This is a genomic window from Achromobacter sp. JD-1, assembly GCF_038594925.1.
Classification (GTDB): domain Bacteria; phylum Pseudomonadota; class Gammaproteobacteria; order Burkholderiales; family Burkholderiaceae_B; genus Achromobacter; species Achromobacter spanius_C.
In genome coordinates this window covers 382,037-397,929 of record NZ_JBCGCS010000001.1, presented here as the reverse complement: position 1 = coordinate 397,929, position 15,893 = coordinate 382,037, and the positions used below count along the sequence as shown (strand labels likewise).

13 protein-coding genes and 1 tRNA gene are annotated in these 15,893 nt (G+C 63.5%); 4 read left to right on the top strand and 10 right to left on the bottom strand.

Annotation, left to right across the window (positions count from 1 at the left end):
• Window positions 1-3: 3 nt before the first annotated feature.
• From WBR68_RS01830 to WBR68_RS01795, 8 genes are read right to left on the bottom strand one after another with little or no spacing between them, the layout of a single operon-like run.
• Window positions 4-1,281, bottom strand: a complete 1,278-nt coding sequence (locus WBR68_RS01830; RefSeq protein ID WP_230693398.1) for an aromatic ring-hydroxylating oxygenase subunit alpha — start codon at window positions 1,279-1,281, stop codon at window positions 4-6.
• A gap of 9 nt (window positions 1,282-1,290) precedes the next feature.
• Window positions 1,291-2,052: an electron transfer flavoprotein subunit beta/FixA family protein gene (locus WBR68_RS01825; RefSeq protein WP_230693397.1), complete on the bottom strand. Its 762-nt coding sequence runs from the start codon at window positions 2,050-2,052 to the stop codon at window positions 1,291-1,293.
• A complete protein-coding gene (locus WBR68_RS01820; protein WP_230693396.1) occupies window positions 2,045-3,151 on the bottom strand; it encodes an electron transfer flavoprotein subunit alpha/FixB family protein in 1,107 nt (368 codons plus the stop codon). Before WBR68_RS01820 ends, WBR68_RS01825 begins: the two co-directional genes overlap by 8 nt.
• Complete coding sequence (locus WBR68_RS01815) at window positions 3,148-5,049, bottom strand: (Fe-S)-binding protein (protein WP_230693395.1); 1,902 nt, start codon at window positions 5,047-5,049, stop codon at window positions 3,148-3,150. Before WBR68_RS01815 ends, WBR68_RS01820 begins: the two co-directional genes overlap by 4 nt.
• A gap of 2 nt (window positions 5,050-5,051) precedes the next feature.
• Window positions 5,052-7,115, bottom strand: a complete 2,064-nt coding sequence (locus WBR68_RS01810) for an NADH:flavin oxidoreductase (protein WP_230693394.1) — start codon at window positions 7,113-7,115, stop codon at window positions 5,052-5,054.
• An 8-nt stretch (window positions 7,116-7,123) separates the two neighbouring features.
• On the bottom strand, window positions 7,124-7,645 hold the full coding sequence (locus WBR68_RS01805; RefSeq protein ID WP_050447281.1) for a 4-vinyl reductase: 522 nt from the start codon (window positions 7,643-7,645) through the stop codon (window positions 7,124-7,126).
• Complete coding sequence (locus WBR68_RS01800) at window positions 7,642-8,643, bottom strand: dipeptidase (protein ID WP_050447282.1); 1,002 nt, start codon at window positions 8,641-8,643, stop codon at window positions 7,642-7,644. The genes WBR68_RS01805 and WBR68_RS01800 overlap by 4 nt, the downstream gene beginning before the upstream one ends.
• A gap of 29 nt (window positions 8,644-8,672) precedes the next feature.
• Window positions 8,673-9,950 carry a serine hydroxymethyltransferase gene (locus WBR68_RS01795; RefSeq protein ID WP_050447284.1) on the bottom strand — a complete coding sequence of 426 codons (1,278 nt, stop codon included), beginning with the start codon at window positions 9,948-9,950 and terminating at the stop codon, window positions 8,673-8,675.
• A 293-nt stretch (window positions 9,951-10,243) separates the two neighbouring features.
• On the opposite strand from WBR68_RS01795, the gene WBR68_RS01790 reads away from it, so the two are divergent.
• From WBR68_RS01790 to WBR68_RS01780, 3 genes are all read left to right on the top strand, one after another.
• Window positions 10,244-11,323: a GlxA family transcriptional regulator gene (locus WBR68_RS01790; RefSeq protein ID WP_050447285.1), complete on the top strand. Its 1,080-nt coding sequence runs from the start codon at window positions 10,244-10,246 to the stop codon at window positions 11,321-11,323.
• 115 nt (window positions 11,324-11,438) lie between these two features.
• A tRNA-Gly gene (locus tag WBR68_RS01785) sits at window positions 11,439-11,514 on the top strand.
• A gap of 226 nt (window positions 11,515-11,740) precedes the next feature.
• Entirely contained in the window at window positions 11,741-13,684 is a 1,944-nt protein-coding gene (locus tag WBR68_RS01780) for a tyrosine-type recombinase/integrase (protein WP_009459572.1), read from the top strand.
• Window positions 13,685-13,721: 37 nt separating this feature from the next.
• On the opposite strand, the gene WBR68_RS01775 is transcribed toward WBR68_RS01780, so the two are convergent.
• Both WBR68_RS01775 and WBR68_RS01770 read right to left on the bottom strand, forming a co-directional pair.
• Window positions 13,722-14,690: a Dyp-type peroxidase gene (locus WBR68_RS01775; RefSeq protein WP_009459580.1), complete on the bottom strand. Its 969-nt coding sequence runs from the start codon at window positions 14,688-14,690 to the stop codon at window positions 13,722-13,724.
• A 118-nt stretch (window positions 14,691-14,808) separates the two neighbouring features.
• Window positions 14,809-15,624, bottom strand: coding sequence for a substrate-binding domain-containing protein (locus tag WBR68_RS01770; RefSeq protein WP_023095485.1), 816 nt, complete (start codon window positions 15,622-15,624; stop codon window positions 14,809-14,811).
• Here WBR68_RS01770 and WBR68_RS01765 point away from each other — a divergent pair.
• Window positions 15,582-15,875 (top strand): helix-turn-helix domain-containing protein, encoded by a 294-nt coding sequence (locus WBR68_RS01765; protein WP_009459591.1) that lies wholly within the window; start codon window positions 15,582-15,584, stop codon window positions 15,873-15,875. The genes WBR68_RS01770 and WBR68_RS01765 overlap by 43 nt on opposite strands.
• Window positions 15,876-15,893: the final 18 nt, after the last annotated feature.

Below are 15,893 nucleotides of genomic sequence, written 5' to 3'. Positions count from 1 at the left end.
CTCTTAATCCAGGTAGCGGGCCGCCAGGCGGCCGATATACCAGTTGCAGAACTTGTCGACCAGGCTCTCGGTAAAAGGTGAATAAGGCCCCGGCTGATACGCCGGACTGCGCACTCCTTGCTGCGATAGTTCGACCAGCGCGCGGTCTTGCGCGTTGGTGGCGCGCCACACGGCGGTCAGGTTGTCGACGTGGTAGTCCACGTTTTCAACTGCGTCCTTGTGCACCAGCCAACGGGTGCGCACCAGCGTGCGTTCCGGCCCCAGCGGCAACGCCGAGAACGCAACGATGTGGTCGCTCATCAGGTGGAACCAGGCGTTGGGCTGCGTCCATAGCGACAAACCGCCCAGGTCGCGCCGCGCCAGCGTACCCAGAAGCTTGCTGGACGCGGCGTTGCCGTCCAGCGTTTGCGATTCCCCGGCAAGGTCCAGCGGCAACCGCCGCACTCGGTATCCTGTCACACAGCCGTCCAGCGCTTCCAGCTCGGCGGAGGGCAGGCCGGCGGCCTCCCATTCCCGACAGCGCTCCGCCGATATCCGTTCGAAGTGCTCCATCTGCTCGGCGTTCGACGGCGATGGCTGATAGCCAAAGCCGAACTCGAACAGCGACACGGTCAGTTCGGGATGGTTCACCGCGCAGTGATAGCACTCGCGGTTGTTTTCCAGGGTGAGTTTCCAGTTGCAGTCTTCGATGATGTCAATCTGCGCGGCGACCTTGCAGTTGCGTATCTGGTGCGGTCGCAGGTAGGGCTCGACCTGTTCGCGCATCACGCCGAAATCACTGGGCGCTTCCGGATCCAGGCAGATGAATATCAGGCCGCTCAGGCTCTCGACCCGCACGGGCTTCAGGCTGTAGAGGCTTTTGTCGAACCCATCGCCCATGTGCTCGGCATACGCCAGCTTGCCATTGAGCGTGTAGGTCCATTGATGGTAAGAACACACCAGGTTGCCGACCGACCCCTGCGGCTGTACGCAAAGGCGCGCGCCGCGATGCCGGCATACGTTGTGGTACGCGCGTACCTGCCCGTCGTCGTCACGCACCAGCACGACGGAATGCCGCCCCACATCCACCGCCAGATAGTCGCCAGGTTCGGGAATGTCTGGCTCGACGGCCACGAATATCCAGTGACGCCCGAATATCTCTTCCATATCCATATCGAAGATGGCTGGACTCAGATAGAAATCGGCCTCCAGGCTGTAACCCGGACGACGGCGGGCGATCATCGCGCGGACCGGGTCGTCTGCGGGCGGGCGAACAGCGGACATCTGCTTGATGATGGTCATTGATCCACCTCAGTAATCGATCAGGCTGTGGGTGCGCAAATAGGCGATGACCGCCTGCGCTTTCTCATGGGGGCTGCCCTCGGTGATGACGGCCCCACCGCGGCTTTCCATCGTGATTGCGGCCAACAGCCGTGCATGGCCCGACCGGGATTCGCGCGCGGCCAATTTGCGTGGACGCCCCTGCGCGGGTTCGATCCGCAACGCGGCAAGCGGCGCGGGCACCACCGGCGGTACGCGCGCCACGATCTGGCCGGCGCGCTCCCGCGCATAGACGTATCGCACGTCCAGCGTGGCCAGGGGATGCATCATCACCACCGCCGGCAGCGTGGCGGCCACTTCGCGCCGCCTGCCTTTGGGCAGCCATTGCTGCGTGACGATGCTGCCCGCGTGTATCTCGGCCGACAAGACGGCGGGCAAGAGCGGCCTGTGCAAAGCCTGCGCCAGCAGATAAGGCAGCAAACCGCTGCCCGCGCCGCTTTCCGACCGCGTGCCGCACAGCACCACGTCGTAGCCGCGCACATACTCAGCCAACGCTTCCAGCACGTCGCGGCCAGGGGGAACGTCAATCGCTTCGATCACGGCCGCGCCTTGCGCCAGGTAGTCGCGCAGCGCCGGCGCGGCGGGATCACCCGCGTGGACGACATCCACCTCACCGCCCGCCAGCCTCCGCGCCAATGCCAGCGCAAGCGTGTCATTGCGGCTGGAACGCGCCACCCCGCTTACGGGATGCTCGCCTAGCGATACCAGCACCACGATGCGCGGCTTAGCCATGGCTGGCCTCACGATTGATACCAGCCGCACGCGCTTGCCTGACTTCGGCCAGCAGCGCGTCGGCCACACGTTTGGTGTCGTCGATGATGCTGAGATCCGCACGCCTGACCAAGGGCGCGCTGGCGTCCAGGTTGATGGCGATGACGTGACGGCAGTCTTTGATGCCTTGCAGATGCTGCACCGCGCCCGAAATGCCGAATGCCAGGTAGGCGCTGGCGCTGACCGTCTTGCCGGTGGCGCCAATCTGCTGGGTCCGCGAGAAGCGCCCGTCATCAACGGCGACCCGGCTGGCGCCCACCGCCGCGCCCAACTCGTCAGCCAGGGCCTGGAAACCGGACAGATCGCAGACGCCGTTGCCCGCCGACACGATCAGATCGGCCTCTTCCAGGCCCACCTCCATCGCTGGTAGCGTGCGGGTGCCATGATCGCGGTAGGCCGAGTTCATTGGCAACGGCATGACCGGCACACGCTCGCCCAGCCCAACGAAGGGCAAGCGCTCATCAATGGCGTCTGGGGCCAGCAGGACAATGCGCGGCAAGGCCTGGCGCGCCCGTCGCAAACCCCCACGCATGTAGGAACTGGCCACGCTATCGGCGCTCAGTTCCAGAACATGGGCCGCTACGGTAGCGCCCGTGACGGCGGCCAAGCGCCGGCCCAGATCGCCATCTGGCAGACCGTTGTCAGGCAGGAACACATGCAGCGGACGTTCACTGTCAATCAGCGCCAGCAGAATGGCCAGCTCGACATCAGGCGCATAGGCGGGCGCAGCGGTGATGACAGTGAGGCGGTCCGCCCCCAATGCCCCGGCGTCGCCGTCGAATTCGCCGAACACCAGCAAATGCACGAAGGTGTCCGGTTCGGCAAGCAGGGCCGCGGCCGCCACGGCCTGGCGCGCGTGCGGGTCCAGTTGGCCCCGAGCGCTGTGCGCCACGGCTAGCACGCAACGTTGCGCCTCGGTGGCGCGCAAGGGCTTTCGCGCGGTCTCGGTTGGCAAGGCCGGCCTGGATAGCGGGATGCTTTCGCCCAGCACGATGCGCCGGATTCCCGCTTCCGTGACGGCATGAGGTCTGCGCGGATCAACCCTTCGTATGCGATTCATCCTGCCTCCAGAGCGTCGGCCACGAGTTCGGCGATGTCACGCACATCCGGCCGTGGGCCGACCACGCCTTCCAGCATGGCGGTGCAGTTCGGACAGGCGACCGCAACCCTGTGTGCCCCTACATCGCGGGCGTCCTGGATGCGGATATCGGGAATACGCCGTTCGCCGGGAATATCCGTCAACGCGGCCCCGCCTCCACCGCCGCAGCAGCGTCCGTTGAGACCGTGGCGCGTCATTTCGTTGACCGTCAGGCCCAAGCGGCGCAATAGCTCACGCGGCGCCTCGGTCTCGCCGTTGTAGCGTCCCAGATAGCAAGGATCGTGGTAGGTCAGCGGCAAAGCGTTGCCGGCCGGCTTCAGCCGCAAACGGCCCGTGGCCGCCAGTTGGGCAAGCAGGCTGGTGTGGTGCTGCACGTTGTAATGGCCGCCCAGTGCGGGGTACTCGTTACGCAGGCAGTGCAAGATGTGCGGATCTCCCGTGACGATGCGCTCGAACGTCAGGTGCGACAAGGTACGCATGAGGCGGGTAGCCAGTTGTTGGAAGGTGGCTTCATCACCCAGGCGCCTGGCAACGTCGCCGGTATCGGTCTCGCAAGCACCCAACACCGCAAAGTCCACCCCGCCCGCGCGCATCGCTTTGACAAGCGCTCGCAAACTGCGCTGGTAGCGCAAGCCGAATGCGCCTTCTCCGACAATCAGCAACACGTCCACGGGTTTGCCGGGCAGCGCCTCCGCAACATCAAGGTCCACCGCCCAGTGGTAGCGCGCGCCCAGGTCGTAGCCCCCGGCAGAGCCGGTTTCACGCAGGTTGGCCAGCACCGCGGGCGCCGTGCCCGGCACCGCGCCATGTTCAAGCGTCTGCTGGCGGCGCATGTCGATGACCGCGTCGACGTGTTCGATCAGCATCGGGCATTCGTGCACGCAGGCGCGGCAGGTGGTGCAGGCCCACAGCGAATCGGCGGCGAGCAGCCCCGGCACGATGGCGCTGTTGGCCCCGCCCTTGCTGTCACCAATGGGCAAGCCCGGCATGGGGCTGCCGGCGTAAGCCGCGTCTGATCCCCCCACCATGCCCACCACCATGTCCTGGATCAGCTTCTTGGGATTCAAGGGCTGGCCCGCCGCATAGGCGGGGCAGGCGGCTTCGCATTTGCCGCACTGCACGCAGGCATCAAAGCTCAGCAGTTGGTTCCAGGCGAAGGCAGCCGGCTTGCCGACGCCCAGGGGCGCGGAAGCCGGGTCGGCAAGCAGCGCCAGCGGGCGCAAGGCCGCCTTCTGACCGGGTGACGCGCCGCCGAATCGTTCTGGCCGGGGATGAAAGGCCAGATGCAGCAGGCCTGCCAGCGCGTGCTTCATCGGCCCTCCACGGGCCATGCCGACCGTCAGTTCCCACGCTCCCAGCGTCAGAAGCGCCACAGTGGCAACACCAGCCGCGCCCGATAGCAACGACGTCGACACCCCTCCAAGCAGGAGCAGTCCCATGGCCAAAGCACCCAGCATCCAGGGCAGGCGGTCCCATACACCACGCGATAGCCGCGCGGGCGGCTTGCGGCGCCGGTGCCAGACGAACAGCAGGCCGCCCAGCATCACTAGCGCCGCCACGGCGATGGCATGGTCCAAGGCCGGCACATATAACGCCAAGCCGTAGTTCACCGCCACCAGCGTCATGGCGGCAACCGCGGCGCCGGCCGTCGCCACGTGCGTACGTGCAATGTAGGGGTCGCGCGCCACCACGCGATGCAGATCAACGAAGTACCTCTTGGGCACGGCCAACAGGTCGCGCCAGCGCACCGGTGCGGACCGACCCACGCGCCAGAGAGCGGCCCGACGCCAGCCCCCCACACCCAGAGCCAGCAGTGACAGCCAGAACAGCACGGTAATGGCGATGGCGAACGGTTGCATGATCAGAAGTCCTTGCACAGCCGCAATGCGTCGTAGATGGCGGCGTGGATGTTGTGCATCGACACGCAATCGCCCACGCGAAAGAGCAGGAAGCGGCCGTCGCCCAAGGGCTGGCCAAGCGCAGGCTGTGGGGCGGCCGCATAGAGCGCATGCACGTCGGTCTGCCCCATGTTGGCGGACTTGCGTTTGAGCATGCCGTACAGCGCGTCGTTGGGCGTTACGCCGTTTTCGATGACGACCTGATCCACCAGGCGCTCTTCGCGGTCTTCGGTATATTCGTTGCGCAGCAGCGCGACTTTCTTGTCACCCTCGGCGCTGACACGCAGAAGCCAATGATTCGGCGTGAACACGACCTGCTGGGCATACAGGCGGCGATAGAAGATCGGGAAGGTGGTGCCGCCCACGTCTTCAGCCACTTTGGTGTCGGGCGTGACGATCTCCACCTGCGCGCCCCGGCTGGCCAGAAAGTCGGCCACGCCCGCCCCCGCATGCGTGCTGACGCCGTCATAGACCAGGACGTTGCGGGCAGGTTCCACCGCGCCCGACAGGATGTCCCAGGAACTGACGGCCAACCCGCGCGCCACGCCCCAGTCCGGCTGTTCGTGCACGTGGCTCGAACCGCCCGTGGCCAGCACGACGATATCGGGCCGCTGCGCCAACACCATGTCCTCGGTGGCCATTGCGTGCAGCCGGCAGTCGACGCCCAGGCGCTTGAGTTCCAGTGCAAACCACCGCACGATGCCGTCCATCTGCTCGCGTTGTGGCGCCTTGGCCGCCAGCAGGATCTGACCGCCGATGGCCGCGCCCTGCTCGAACAGCACCACGTCGTGCCCACGCTCGGCACAGACACGCGCGGCCTCCATGCCGGCCGGCCCGGCGCCCACCACCACTATTTTTCTGCGCGGGCCGCTCGAACGCGACACCACGTGCGGCATCGTCTCTTCGCGGGCGGTCGCGGCGTTCTGGATGCATAGCACGTCCAGGCCGTCGTATTGCCGGTCAATGCAGTAATTCGCGCCCACGCACTGTTTGATCTCGTCTTCGCGATCGTCGCGAATTTTCAGAACCAGATGCGGGTCCGCGATATGCGCGCGCGTCATGCCAACCAGGTCGGCGTGGCCCGCGGCCAGCAAGCGCTCGGCCTGGACGGCGTCGCGGATGCTCTGCGCGTGCATCACTGGAATTCGCACCACCGACTTGATGCCCGCCGCCAGATACGCAAAAGGTTCGGGCGGAAGCGCCATCGGTGGCATGCAATTGGCCAGCGAGTTATGCGTGTCCGCCCCGGATCCGATTACACCCAGGTAATCGATCAGGCCGGTTTCAGCCATGGCCTGCGCAATCTCGCGCAGGGCTTCGTGGTCGAGTCCGTCGTTGTGGAATTCATCACCGCACATACGCAGGCCCACGCAGAAATCCGCGCCCACGGCTTCGCGGACGGCTTGCAACACATCCAGGCCGAAGCGCAGGCGGTTGCGCAAGCTGCCGCCGTAAGCGTCGTTGCGAAAATTGGTGCGTGGGCTCCAGAATTGGTCGATCAGATGCTGGTGCGCGGCCGAGATCTCAATGCCGTCCATGCCAGCCTGCTGTACTCGCCTGGCGGCGGCGGCGAAGTCGCCGATGATGCGTCCGATCTCTTCCACTTCGATGGTCTTGGCGTTGCCTCGGTGCACCGGTTCGCGCACGCCGGAAGGTGACAGCAGATGCGGCCAGTGCTCACCGTGCCAGGCGGAGCGCCTGCCCATGTGCGTCGCCTGGATCATGACCTTGGCACCGTGGCGATGCATGGTGTCGCTGAGCTTGGCCAGCGGTTCGATGACGCGATCGGTCGTCAGGTTGACCGACCGCCACCAACCTTGCGGGCTATCTTGCGACACCGGGCTGGATCCCCCGCAGATGGCAAGGCCCAGGCCGCCCTTCGCCTTTTCCTCGTAGTAGGCGATGTAGCGATCCCCGGGCAGGCCACCCGGTTCTGCATGCACCTCGGCGTGCGCGGTGCTGACGATGCGGTTGCGCAGCACCAACCGGTTCAGCGTCAACGGCGCAAACAGATGGGGATAACGCATGGTTGGCCTCAGGCAATGGGGCTAACGGTGAATTCGCAGTGGGCGTGCCCTTGCGCGGCGCACTGGCTTTCCACGCACTGCGCGCGCGTGGCACCGCCGTGCTGCTCGGCCAGCCAGTCCATGGCCCCGGCAAACCATCCTGAGAACATGTGACAACATTTGCCGCCCGCCTGCGGCTGGCCCAGCACGAAGGCGGAATGGCGCACGACGACACGCGCGGTCATCGCGGCGGGGTCGGCATCGGTCAGCCGAAACAAGCCCCAGCCCCGCTGCGACAGCCGCTTCAGATAGTGTTCGTAAACGCCAAGGCCTGCCAGGCGATGTTCGCGTGCTTCCTGCTCGCACCAGTGGTAAGCGGAACGATGCCCCGCGCCATATAGAATGCGCGCGTAGGCCTCCTGGCCCAGGGCTTCTTCGACCGCCACATGGTTATTGATGAAGAAATGGCGCGGCACATACAGCATCGGCATGCCGTCCGTGCTCCAGACGCCGGTCTGTTCATTGACGTTGATCGGAAGCTGGGGATTCATTTGACCGCTCCTTGATCTGCCTGCACGCCCAAGGGCCAGACTTCGCCGAACACGCGCAGCCAGTTCTCGCCCAGGATTTTCCGGATGTGGATCTCGCTCCAACCCGCACGCTGCATGGCGGCGGTCAGATTTGGAAATTCACCGATGGTCTGAATGCCTTCGGGATTGCGGATGGCGCCGAAATCCGTCAGCCGGCGATGCCGGCCTTTGTCGTGCGTCAGCCAATCGAAGAACGGCTGGCCATACCCTTGCGTGAAATCGGTGCCGATGCCTACCGCGTCTTCGCCCACCAGGTCGACCACATAGCCGATGGCCTCGACATAATCATCCACGGTGGCCTGAACACCGCGTTTGAGAAAGGGCGGAAACATCGTTACGCCGATGAAGCCGTCGTGCTCTGCAATGAAGCGCAACTGCGCGTCGCTCTTGTTGCGTGGGTGTGCTTTCAGTCCGGCCGGCAGGCAGTGCGAATAGCAGGTGGGTTTGGACGACGCCAGAATTGCCTCTTCGGAGGTTGTGGCGCCTACGTGGGACAAGTCCACCATGATGCCGACCCGGTTCATTTCGGCAACGACTTCGCGGCCGTAGCCCGACAAGCCGCCGTCGCGTTCATAGCATCCGGTGCCGATCAGGTTCTGGGTGTTGTAGCAAAGCTGAACCACGCGCACTCCCATGTCGGCAAAGGCCTCCACGGCGCCCAGGTTGTCTTGGAATGCGTGGCCGTTCTGAAAGCCCAGGATGATGCCTGTCTTGCCGTCACGCTTGGCCTGCCGAATATCTTCGGTGGTGCGTACCAACGTCACCAGGTCATCGTTGGCGCGGATCAGGGCCTTCATTGCGGCAATGTTGGCGACGGTCTGTTCGAACCCTTCCCATACCGACACCGTGCAATTGGCGGCAGTCAGCCCGCCCCGCTTCATGTCTTCGAACACGGACCGGTCCCATTTCGAGATGATCAGGCCGTCGATAACCATACTTTTCTGATGAAGCGTAGTCATGCGGTTTCCCCCCCCGGGATAGGTACCGTTCAGTAGATGGGATGGCGTTGACAGAGCGCCTGGACCTCGCTTCGAATGCGCCGCTCGGTGGCTTCATGCTCGTCAGGGCTGGTGACCAGCATGTCGACCATGTGCAGGATCATTTCCCCGATGGCGCGAAATTCATCCTCGCCAAAGCCGCGTGATGTGGCGGCCGGCGAGCCCAGACGGATGCCGGAGGTCACTGAAGGGCTTTGCGTATCGAAAGGGATGGCATTCTTGTTGCAGGTGATTCCCGCCCGCTCGAGGGAGCGCTCGACATGGGCCCCACTAAGCCCCTTGGAACGCAGATCGAGCAACAGAAGGTGGTTGTCCGTGCCGCCCGAGACCAGATCGATGCCGCCGGCCATCAGCACATGACCCAAGGCTTCCGCATTGGCCAGGACGCGGTCGATGTAGCGCTTGAAGTCCGCCTGCAGGGCTTCGCCGAAGGCCACCGTCTTGGCGGCCACCACGTGCATCAGCGGGCCACCCTGCAACCCGGGGAACACCGCGGAATTGATCTTCCTGGCAATGGCGCCGTCGTTGGTCAGGATGAAGCCGCCTCGCGGACCACGTAACGTCTTGTGCGTGGTCGAGGTCACGACGTGCGCATGCGGAACCGGGCTGGGATGTCTGCCCGCCGCGACCAGGCCCGCAATATGCGCCATGTCCACCATCAGCAGCGCCCCGGCTTCGTCCGCAATTTGCCGAAAGCGGACGAAGTCCGGCTGCCTGGGGTAAGCGGAAAAGCCGGCGATGATGAGCTTGGGCCGGTGTTCCAGCGCCAGGCGCCGGACGCTGTCGTAGTCGATCAGGCCGTCACTTTGGCGCACGCCATACTGCACGGCGTTGAACCACCGCCCCGACATCGCCGGCCGTGCGCCGTGGGTCAGATGCCCACCGGCATCCAGCGACATGCCCAGGACGGTATCGCCGGGTTCCAGCAAAGCCAGCATGACCGCGCCGTTGGCTTGGGCGCCCGAATGCGGCTGCACGTTGGCGTAATCGGCGTGGAATAGCTCACGCACGCGCAGCAGCGCCAGCGATTCCACCTCGTCCATGTGTTCGCAGCCACCGTAGAAGCGCCGTCCCACATAGCCTTCGGCGTACTTGTTGGTCAAGACCGAACCCTGCGCTTCCATCACGGCGCGAGACACCAGGTTTTCAGACGCGATCAATTCGATTTGCGTCTGTTGGCGGCGCAGCTCGCGTTCCTGCATGGCCATTACGACGGGGTCGCGCTTGGCCAGCGGTGCGGAGAAAAAGGAAGACGAGGACTGGAACATGACGACCCCTGCCTGCGGTAGCAATGACGTTCAGATATCCGGCATGAACCGGCCCTTTGGAGCATTCTTTCGCAAAGGCCCTGGACGCTGTTATCTGAACCGGACCAGATCTTGTCCGATTGCGACAAAGGCAATCACCCGTCGGGCGCAGAGCCTCGTGCATCAATGTTCTGCGAATTTTCGTATTCCTCCTAAGGGCAGCGGCGCAAGGCTGGCCTACGATGCAACGGTCACATGCCGAATCCTCGGAGCCGGCATCCAAGTGCGACCACATCCGACCAAGGAGCCTCGCCATGCCTGCACGTTTGCAGAGCCCGGATCGCCTGCATCTTCGGCACTTCGGTTTCCTGCCCTTGCCGCAATTCACCATGCTGTCGTTCATGACCGCGATCGAAGTGCTGCGCATGGCCAACCATCTACTGGGCCGGCCTTATTACCGATGGTCCATCATCAGCGCGTCATCCGGGCCGGTCGCGGCCAGCAATGGGCTGGCCGTACACGCCAGCGTGCTCAGCGATGCCGATCCGCCCGACGCCGTGTTCGTTTGCGGCGGCACACGCGCAAATGCCGATTGGGACCACGCCACATTGCAATGGCTGCGACACCTGGCCGCGCGCGATGTGACGCTGGGTAGCCTGTGCACAGGCACTCGCACGCTGTTGCAGGCGGGCCTGCTCGACGGCTACACCTGTGCGACGCACTGGGAAGACCTGGTGAAGCTGCAGCGTGAATTTCCCAAAAGCCGCTTGTCGCAAGATCTGTTCGTGATTGACCGCGACCGCATCACATGCACGGGCGGCACAGCGCCGCTGGACATGATGCTGAACCTGGTAGGGGAAGCGGTGGGCACCGGCATCGTCGCCTTGATCGCCAACCAGTTCACGATCGGCCACGTGCGTGACCACAAGGACAAGCAGCGCATGCCTACGTCAATGCGCATGCCGGCCGCGCATCCCGCACTGGCCGAAGTCATTGCGCTGATGGAGGTCAACCTGAAAGAGCCGTTGTCGCTGGACGAACTGGCGCATCTGTCGGGCGCGTCACAACGCCAGTTGCAAAGGTTGTTCCGCGAACACCTGGGCACCACGCCCAAGCAACACTATCTAAGCCTCAGGTTGCGGCACGCACGCGCACTGCTGCGCCAGACGCCCATGTCGATCACCAGCATTACGTCGGCCTGCGGTTTCCAGTCGGCCTGTCATTTCAGCAAGACTTACCGAGCCCTGTATGGAGCGGCCCCCAGCTCTGAACGGCGCAATCCGCAGTCGTTCGACCATGACCGCTTTGGGCCGGGCGTGCGGGTGCAGCGCGGTTCGGATCCGGGCCCGGGCGCCTTTTTTTCCCGGCCCGCCCCTAACGCTACACAAGTCTGAGATTCTGTGTATAATCGCTGTCTTTGGTGAATACGGCCTTTGAGAAAAGCTTCTCGAATTTCACCAAAAGCGCTGAATATCTTTCATGAAATCAGCAGCAGTACAGTAGTACAACGCGGGAGTAGCTCAGTTGGTAGAGCGCAACCTTGCCAAGGTTGAGGTCGCGAGTTCGAGACTCGTCTCCCGCTCCAAATTTTGATCCACAGACTTCTACTGGGGTCTGTAGGTCATTGAAAAAAGGAGCTTCGGCTCCTTTTTTCATTCCAGCGAGTGCCACGGAAATCCACCCACAGCTACCGTTTTTGAGTGACCAAATAAGGCACAAGAATACGGGTGGGGCGGCTACCGGATAGTTGCTGGGGCTGAGCGGGAACCATGACGAGCATAGGGCCTAAGTCATTACTTAGGAGTCTCGAAATGGCGCTATCTGATCTGACCGTCCGGCAGGCGAAGACCACCGGAAAACGCTACACCCTCTCCGACAACGACTGCCTGGGCCTGATGGTCTCAGCCGCAGGCGGCAAGTCATGGCAATTCCGCTACTACTGGCTGGGCAAGCAAAAGCGCCTGTGCCTGGGCGGCTATCCTGCCCTCAGCCTGCGTGAAGCCCGGACCGAGCGAGACAAGGCCCAGGCCCTGCTTGCCAGGGGGATCGATCCCCAGGTCGAGCGCGACCAGAAACGGCACGCGGCCAAGCTGGCGGGCGAATACACCTTCAAGACCGTCTTCGATGCTTGGGTCGAGCATCGCCGTAAGGAACTCAAGGAAGGCCGTCAGAGCACGCTTTCCCAGATCCTGCGCATCTTTAACAAAGACGTGCTGCCCACTCTGGGGAAGATGTCGATCTATGACATTCGCCGCCCTCAGCTTCTGGGCGTCCTGGCGGCGATCGAGAAGCGCAAGGCGTTCACTACTGCGGAAAAGGTCCGCACCTGGTTCAACCAGATGTTCCGTTATGCCCTGGTCATCGCCGAGGGGCTGGAGGTCAACCCGGCCGCAGACCTGGACGTGGTAGCCGAACCCAAGCCCCCGGTAGCCCACAACCCCTACTTGCACCTGCCCGAGATGCCCGAGTTCCTCCAGAAGCTCCGGCTCTACAACCCCCGTGGCTGGCAGACCCAGCTTGGCGTCCGGCTGCTGTTCCTGACCGGGGTGCGCACCGGCGAACTGCGGTTGGCCGAACCCGAACAGTTCGACCTCGACAGGGGCTTGTGGATCATCCCGCCGCAGATCGTCAAGCAGCTCCAGGATGAAATGCGCAAGGCAGGGAAGCGGCCGCAGGATGTGCCCCCCTATATCGTGCCGCTATCCCTGCAGGCCATCGAGATCGTGCGCTATCTTCTGGGGGTGATGCGGCCGGCGCAGAGGTACCTGCTGTCACACCGCAGCGAACTCAAGAAGCGCATCAGCGAGAACACCCTCAACAAGGCCGTGCAGCTCATGGGCTATGAGGGGCGCCTGACCGGCCACGGCATCCGCGGCACCATCTCGACGGCGCTCAACGAGATTGGCTACCCGAAGATTTGGGTGGACGCGCAGCTTTCCCATTCCGACCCCAATAAGGTGAGTTCGTCCTACAACCACGCCAAGTACGTTGAGCCGCGCCGTCGGATGATGCAGGACTGGGCCGATCGGCTCGACCTGCTCGAACAGGGCGAAGTGGAAGCCGCGAGCGCGCACCTGACCATCCGTATCGACGGGGTGCCGGCAATGGCAGAAGTGGAGGAAACGATGGATGCGACCCTCACGATGGCCGAGCCCACTCCTCCCGGCGTCCCGCCCGTCGTGGCCACGCCTATTGTCGTAACCCCGAGCAGCGGCGGGATCACGTTCCAGCGGCTGTCTCAGGTGCCGCCGCCTCCGACGCATGCCCCAGAGCCGGAAGTGTCCGCGATCCAGCGCGAGCGCGAGGAAATGCTGACCATCTACGAGTCTCCAAGCAGCTTGCCGGTCCCGCTGTTCGGCAAGCTGGCTGGAAAGTCCAAGGACCAGATCAACCGCGAACTGAAAGCGGGCAAGTTGCTGTCCATCAGTTTGGGTAATCGGGGGCAGCGTGTTCCCGATTGGCAACTGGTGCCGCTCAAGCACAAGCTGGCCCAGGTGCTCATGAACCAGTGCCTGCACGCGGATTCGTGGGATCTGTACCGCATGCTGACCCAGCCGCACCCTGACCTGGGGGACCGCGCGGCCATTGATGCGGTCACGCCGACCAACGTGCCGGCGATCATCCGGGTCATCATGGGCGACTACCAGCACCATGCGGATATGCCCGAGGCCATTGCCCCTTACCCCATCCCCGAGGATGTGCGGCAAAGCGTTCGTCGGCTGGTGGATAGCGCAGTAGTTCTAGACGGAGCATAGGGCTCTCAAACCTTGCAGGGGCCTTGTGGCCCCTGCATTACGCTTGCACCGCCTCCACGAGTTCGCTCAGCGTGCGCGGTGCGGGAGCGAAGAACACGGCGCCGGTGTGCGCCGTCGAGAAATCGAGCAGGCGGTCGTGCATGCCTGGCGGATCGCCGAGGAACATGCGCTCCAGCATCTTCTGCGTCACCCACAGATGCCTGGAGTAGCCGATGAAGTAGGTGCCATATTCGCCCTGGCCGGGGCGGCCGAAGGGCATGTTGTCGCGCAGGATGTCGTGCTCGGTGCCGTCGTCGTCCACGATTGTGGCGAGGGTCTTGTGCGATTTCTGGCCGCTCGTCGCGTCGGGCAATTCGACATTGCTGACGATCTCCCGGCCGATGATCCGCTCTTGCTCGTCCTTGGCGAGCCGAGCCCACGGCTGCATTTGGTGCAGATACTTCTGCACCACCAAGTAGCTACCGCCGGCGAACGCCTGATCTTCACTGCCGACCAGCGTCGAGGCGCCGATGTCGTGCCCGGTCGGGTTGGCCGTGCCATCGACAAAGCCAAGCAGGTCGCGGGAGTCGAAGTAGCGAAAACCGACCACCTCGTCGGCCACCGTCACGCTGCTGCCCAGTTGGTCCAGCAGCAGGCGCTCGAATTCAAAACAGAGATCCTCACGTTCGGCACGGATGTGAAAGAACAGGTCGCCGGGCGTGGCAGGCGCGGTGTGCTTGGCACCCTCGATGGGCACGAAGGGCCGTAGTTCCTTCGGGCGCTTCCCGGTCTGGAAACGGTCCCATAGCGCCGATCCCAGCGCAGTGATGCACGACAGCCGGCCGTTGAGATCGCGGAAGCCCACCGTTTTGATCAGGTCGTCCAGCCCGTCCAAGATGCCGGCGACCGCCTGAAGGGCCTCGTGGCCCTCGGCGACCGTCAACGTGAGAAACACCGCCGCGCGCGACAGCGGCGCATCGATGCTTTGCGAGTCAATTGGTACTCGGTCCCAACCACTTCCAACCATTCGTGCCTCCAAAGACCATGTTAATTCATCATATTGCCAAAGATGGAAGCGCTATCACTGGCGCGCTAACAGGTGCGTGCCGCGGTAATTACCCGAACGCAGCCTCGGCGAGAGCGGGCTATGGGATATTCGAGCAAGCCGCCCTATCCCTGGCAACCAGCATTGCCCTGTGCTCGAACCGCTCAGAAACAGCATTGGCTCGTCCGTGGGGCCGCTGCAGGTATGTCACGATCTCGTAGGGGCCGTCTGAAAGCGGTCGCATAGTGATCCCCCACGCATGGGCACGCTCCATGCGCGATTGCGCCGAGAGCCCCACACCGTAGCCAGCGGTGACCCAAAGCGCCATCATCTCGAACGAAGTCACATGCTGCACGCTCTGTTGGCTCAACGGAAGGGAAGACAGTCGCTGATCGAGCAGTAGGCATGCCTCCGCCGGCCAGCGAAACACCGGATAGTCCAGAAGCTCGGCAAGCGTGATCTTCGCCTGGGCAAGTAAGGGGGACCCCAGCGGCATTGCAACGGCCACGTTCTCGACCCAGAGCGGCTGGCTTTTCACGGCTGGAGCACCAGCGTTCCGAAGCGAGATTCCGGCGTCGTAGCGGCCTTCCTCAAGGCCCGTCATCAGGTCGTCGCCCGAGGTCTCAAAGAACGCGATGGTGACTTCAGGCTCCTCTGCGCGCTGAAGGGCAAGAAGCGTTATGAGGCAAGAGGATGGCACTCCAGGTGCGATAGCAAGCCTGAAATGGGAAAACTGGCTGGTGGCGTCATGCATGAGGGCCCCCAATAAGCGATCTGTCCAGAAAGGCAAACCAGCGTCGCAGTAAAGAGTGAAGTTTAACGTCGTTATCTTTAACGTGGTTAATTGTGGCAGATTGTTTGACGCTTCTGCTAATGCAGAAATCAACAATTCAGCCAGGCCGTCCTTCTGGCACATCGACGTATGAATCCGAGTCGGCGTTAGCCTTCGGACAGGCCGTGCGCGCTGCGCGCGTCGCTCAAGGAGTCGCGCAAGACGAGTTCGCATCTCGGGCAAGCATTTCGCGTTCTCACATGGGTAAGATCGAGCGTGGTGAGCACGTGCCCACGCTTCCGCTCATACTGAAAATTTCTACGGCACTCGGAATAAGCGCGGCTGACCTGATGACGGCGACCGAACGCAATCTGCGTGCCGACACCGATCCCTGAGTGTCTGGCTTGCCAGGC

What these genes read in the sequence shown, in the direction of transcription:
- WBR68_RS01825 (WP_230693397.1), bottom strand. Translation starts at nt 2,052, where the DNA reads ATGGCTAAGCCGCGCATCGTGGTGCTGGTATCGCTAGGCGAGCATCCC.
- WBR68_RS01810 (WP_230693394.1), bottom strand. Translation starts at nt 7,115, where the DNA reads ATGCGTTATCCCCATCTGTTTGCGCCGTTGACGCTGAACCGGTTGGTG.
- WBR68_RS01800 (WP_050447282.1), bottom strand. Translation starts at nt 8,643, where the DNA reads ATGACTACGCTTCATCAGAAAAGTATGGTTATCGACGGCCTGATCATC.
- WBR68_RS01830 (WP_230693398.1), bottom strand. Translation starts at nt 1,281, where the DNA reads ATGACCATCATCAAGCAGATGTCCGCTGTTCGCCCGCCCGCAGACGAC.
- WBR68_RS01765 (WP_009459591.1), top strand. Translation starts at nt 15,582, where the DNA reads ATGCAGAAATCAACAATTCAGCCAGGCCGTCCTTCTGGCACATCGACG.
- WBR68_RS01790 (WP_050447285.1), top strand. Translation starts at nt 10,244, where the DNA reads ATGCCTGCACGTTTGCAGAGCCCGGATCGCCTGCATCTTCGGCACTTC.
- WBR68_RS01805 (WP_050447281.1), bottom strand. Translation starts at nt 7,645, where the DNA reads ATGAATCCCCAGCTTCCGATCAACGTCAATGAACAGACCGGCGTCTGG.
- WBR68_RS01780 (WP_009459572.1), top strand. Translation starts at nt 11,741, where the DNA reads ATGGCGCTATCTGATCTGACCGTCCGGCAGGCGAAGACCACCGGAAAA.
- WBR68_RS01795 (WP_050447284.1), bottom strand. Translation starts at nt 9,950, where the DNA reads ATGTTCCAGTCCTCGTCTTCCTTTTTCTCCGCACCGCTGGCCAAGCGC.
- WBR68_RS01820 (WP_230693396.1), bottom strand. Translation starts at nt 3,151, where the DNA reads ATGAATCGCATACGAAGGGTTGATCCGCGCAGACCTCATGCCGTCACG.
- WBR68_RS01770 (WP_023095485.1), bottom strand. Translation starts at nt 15,624, where the DNA reads ATGTGCCAGAAGGACGGCCTGGCTGAATTGTTGATTTCTGCATTAGCA.
- WBR68_RS01815 (WP_230693395.1), bottom strand. Translation starts at nt 5,049, where the DNA reads ATGCAACCGTTCGCCATCGCCATTACCGTGCTGTTCTGGCTGTCACTG.
- WBR68_RS01775 (WP_009459580.1), bottom strand. Translation starts at nt 14,690, where the DNA reads ATGGTTGGAAGTGGTTGGGACCGAGTACCAATTGACTCGCAAAGCATC.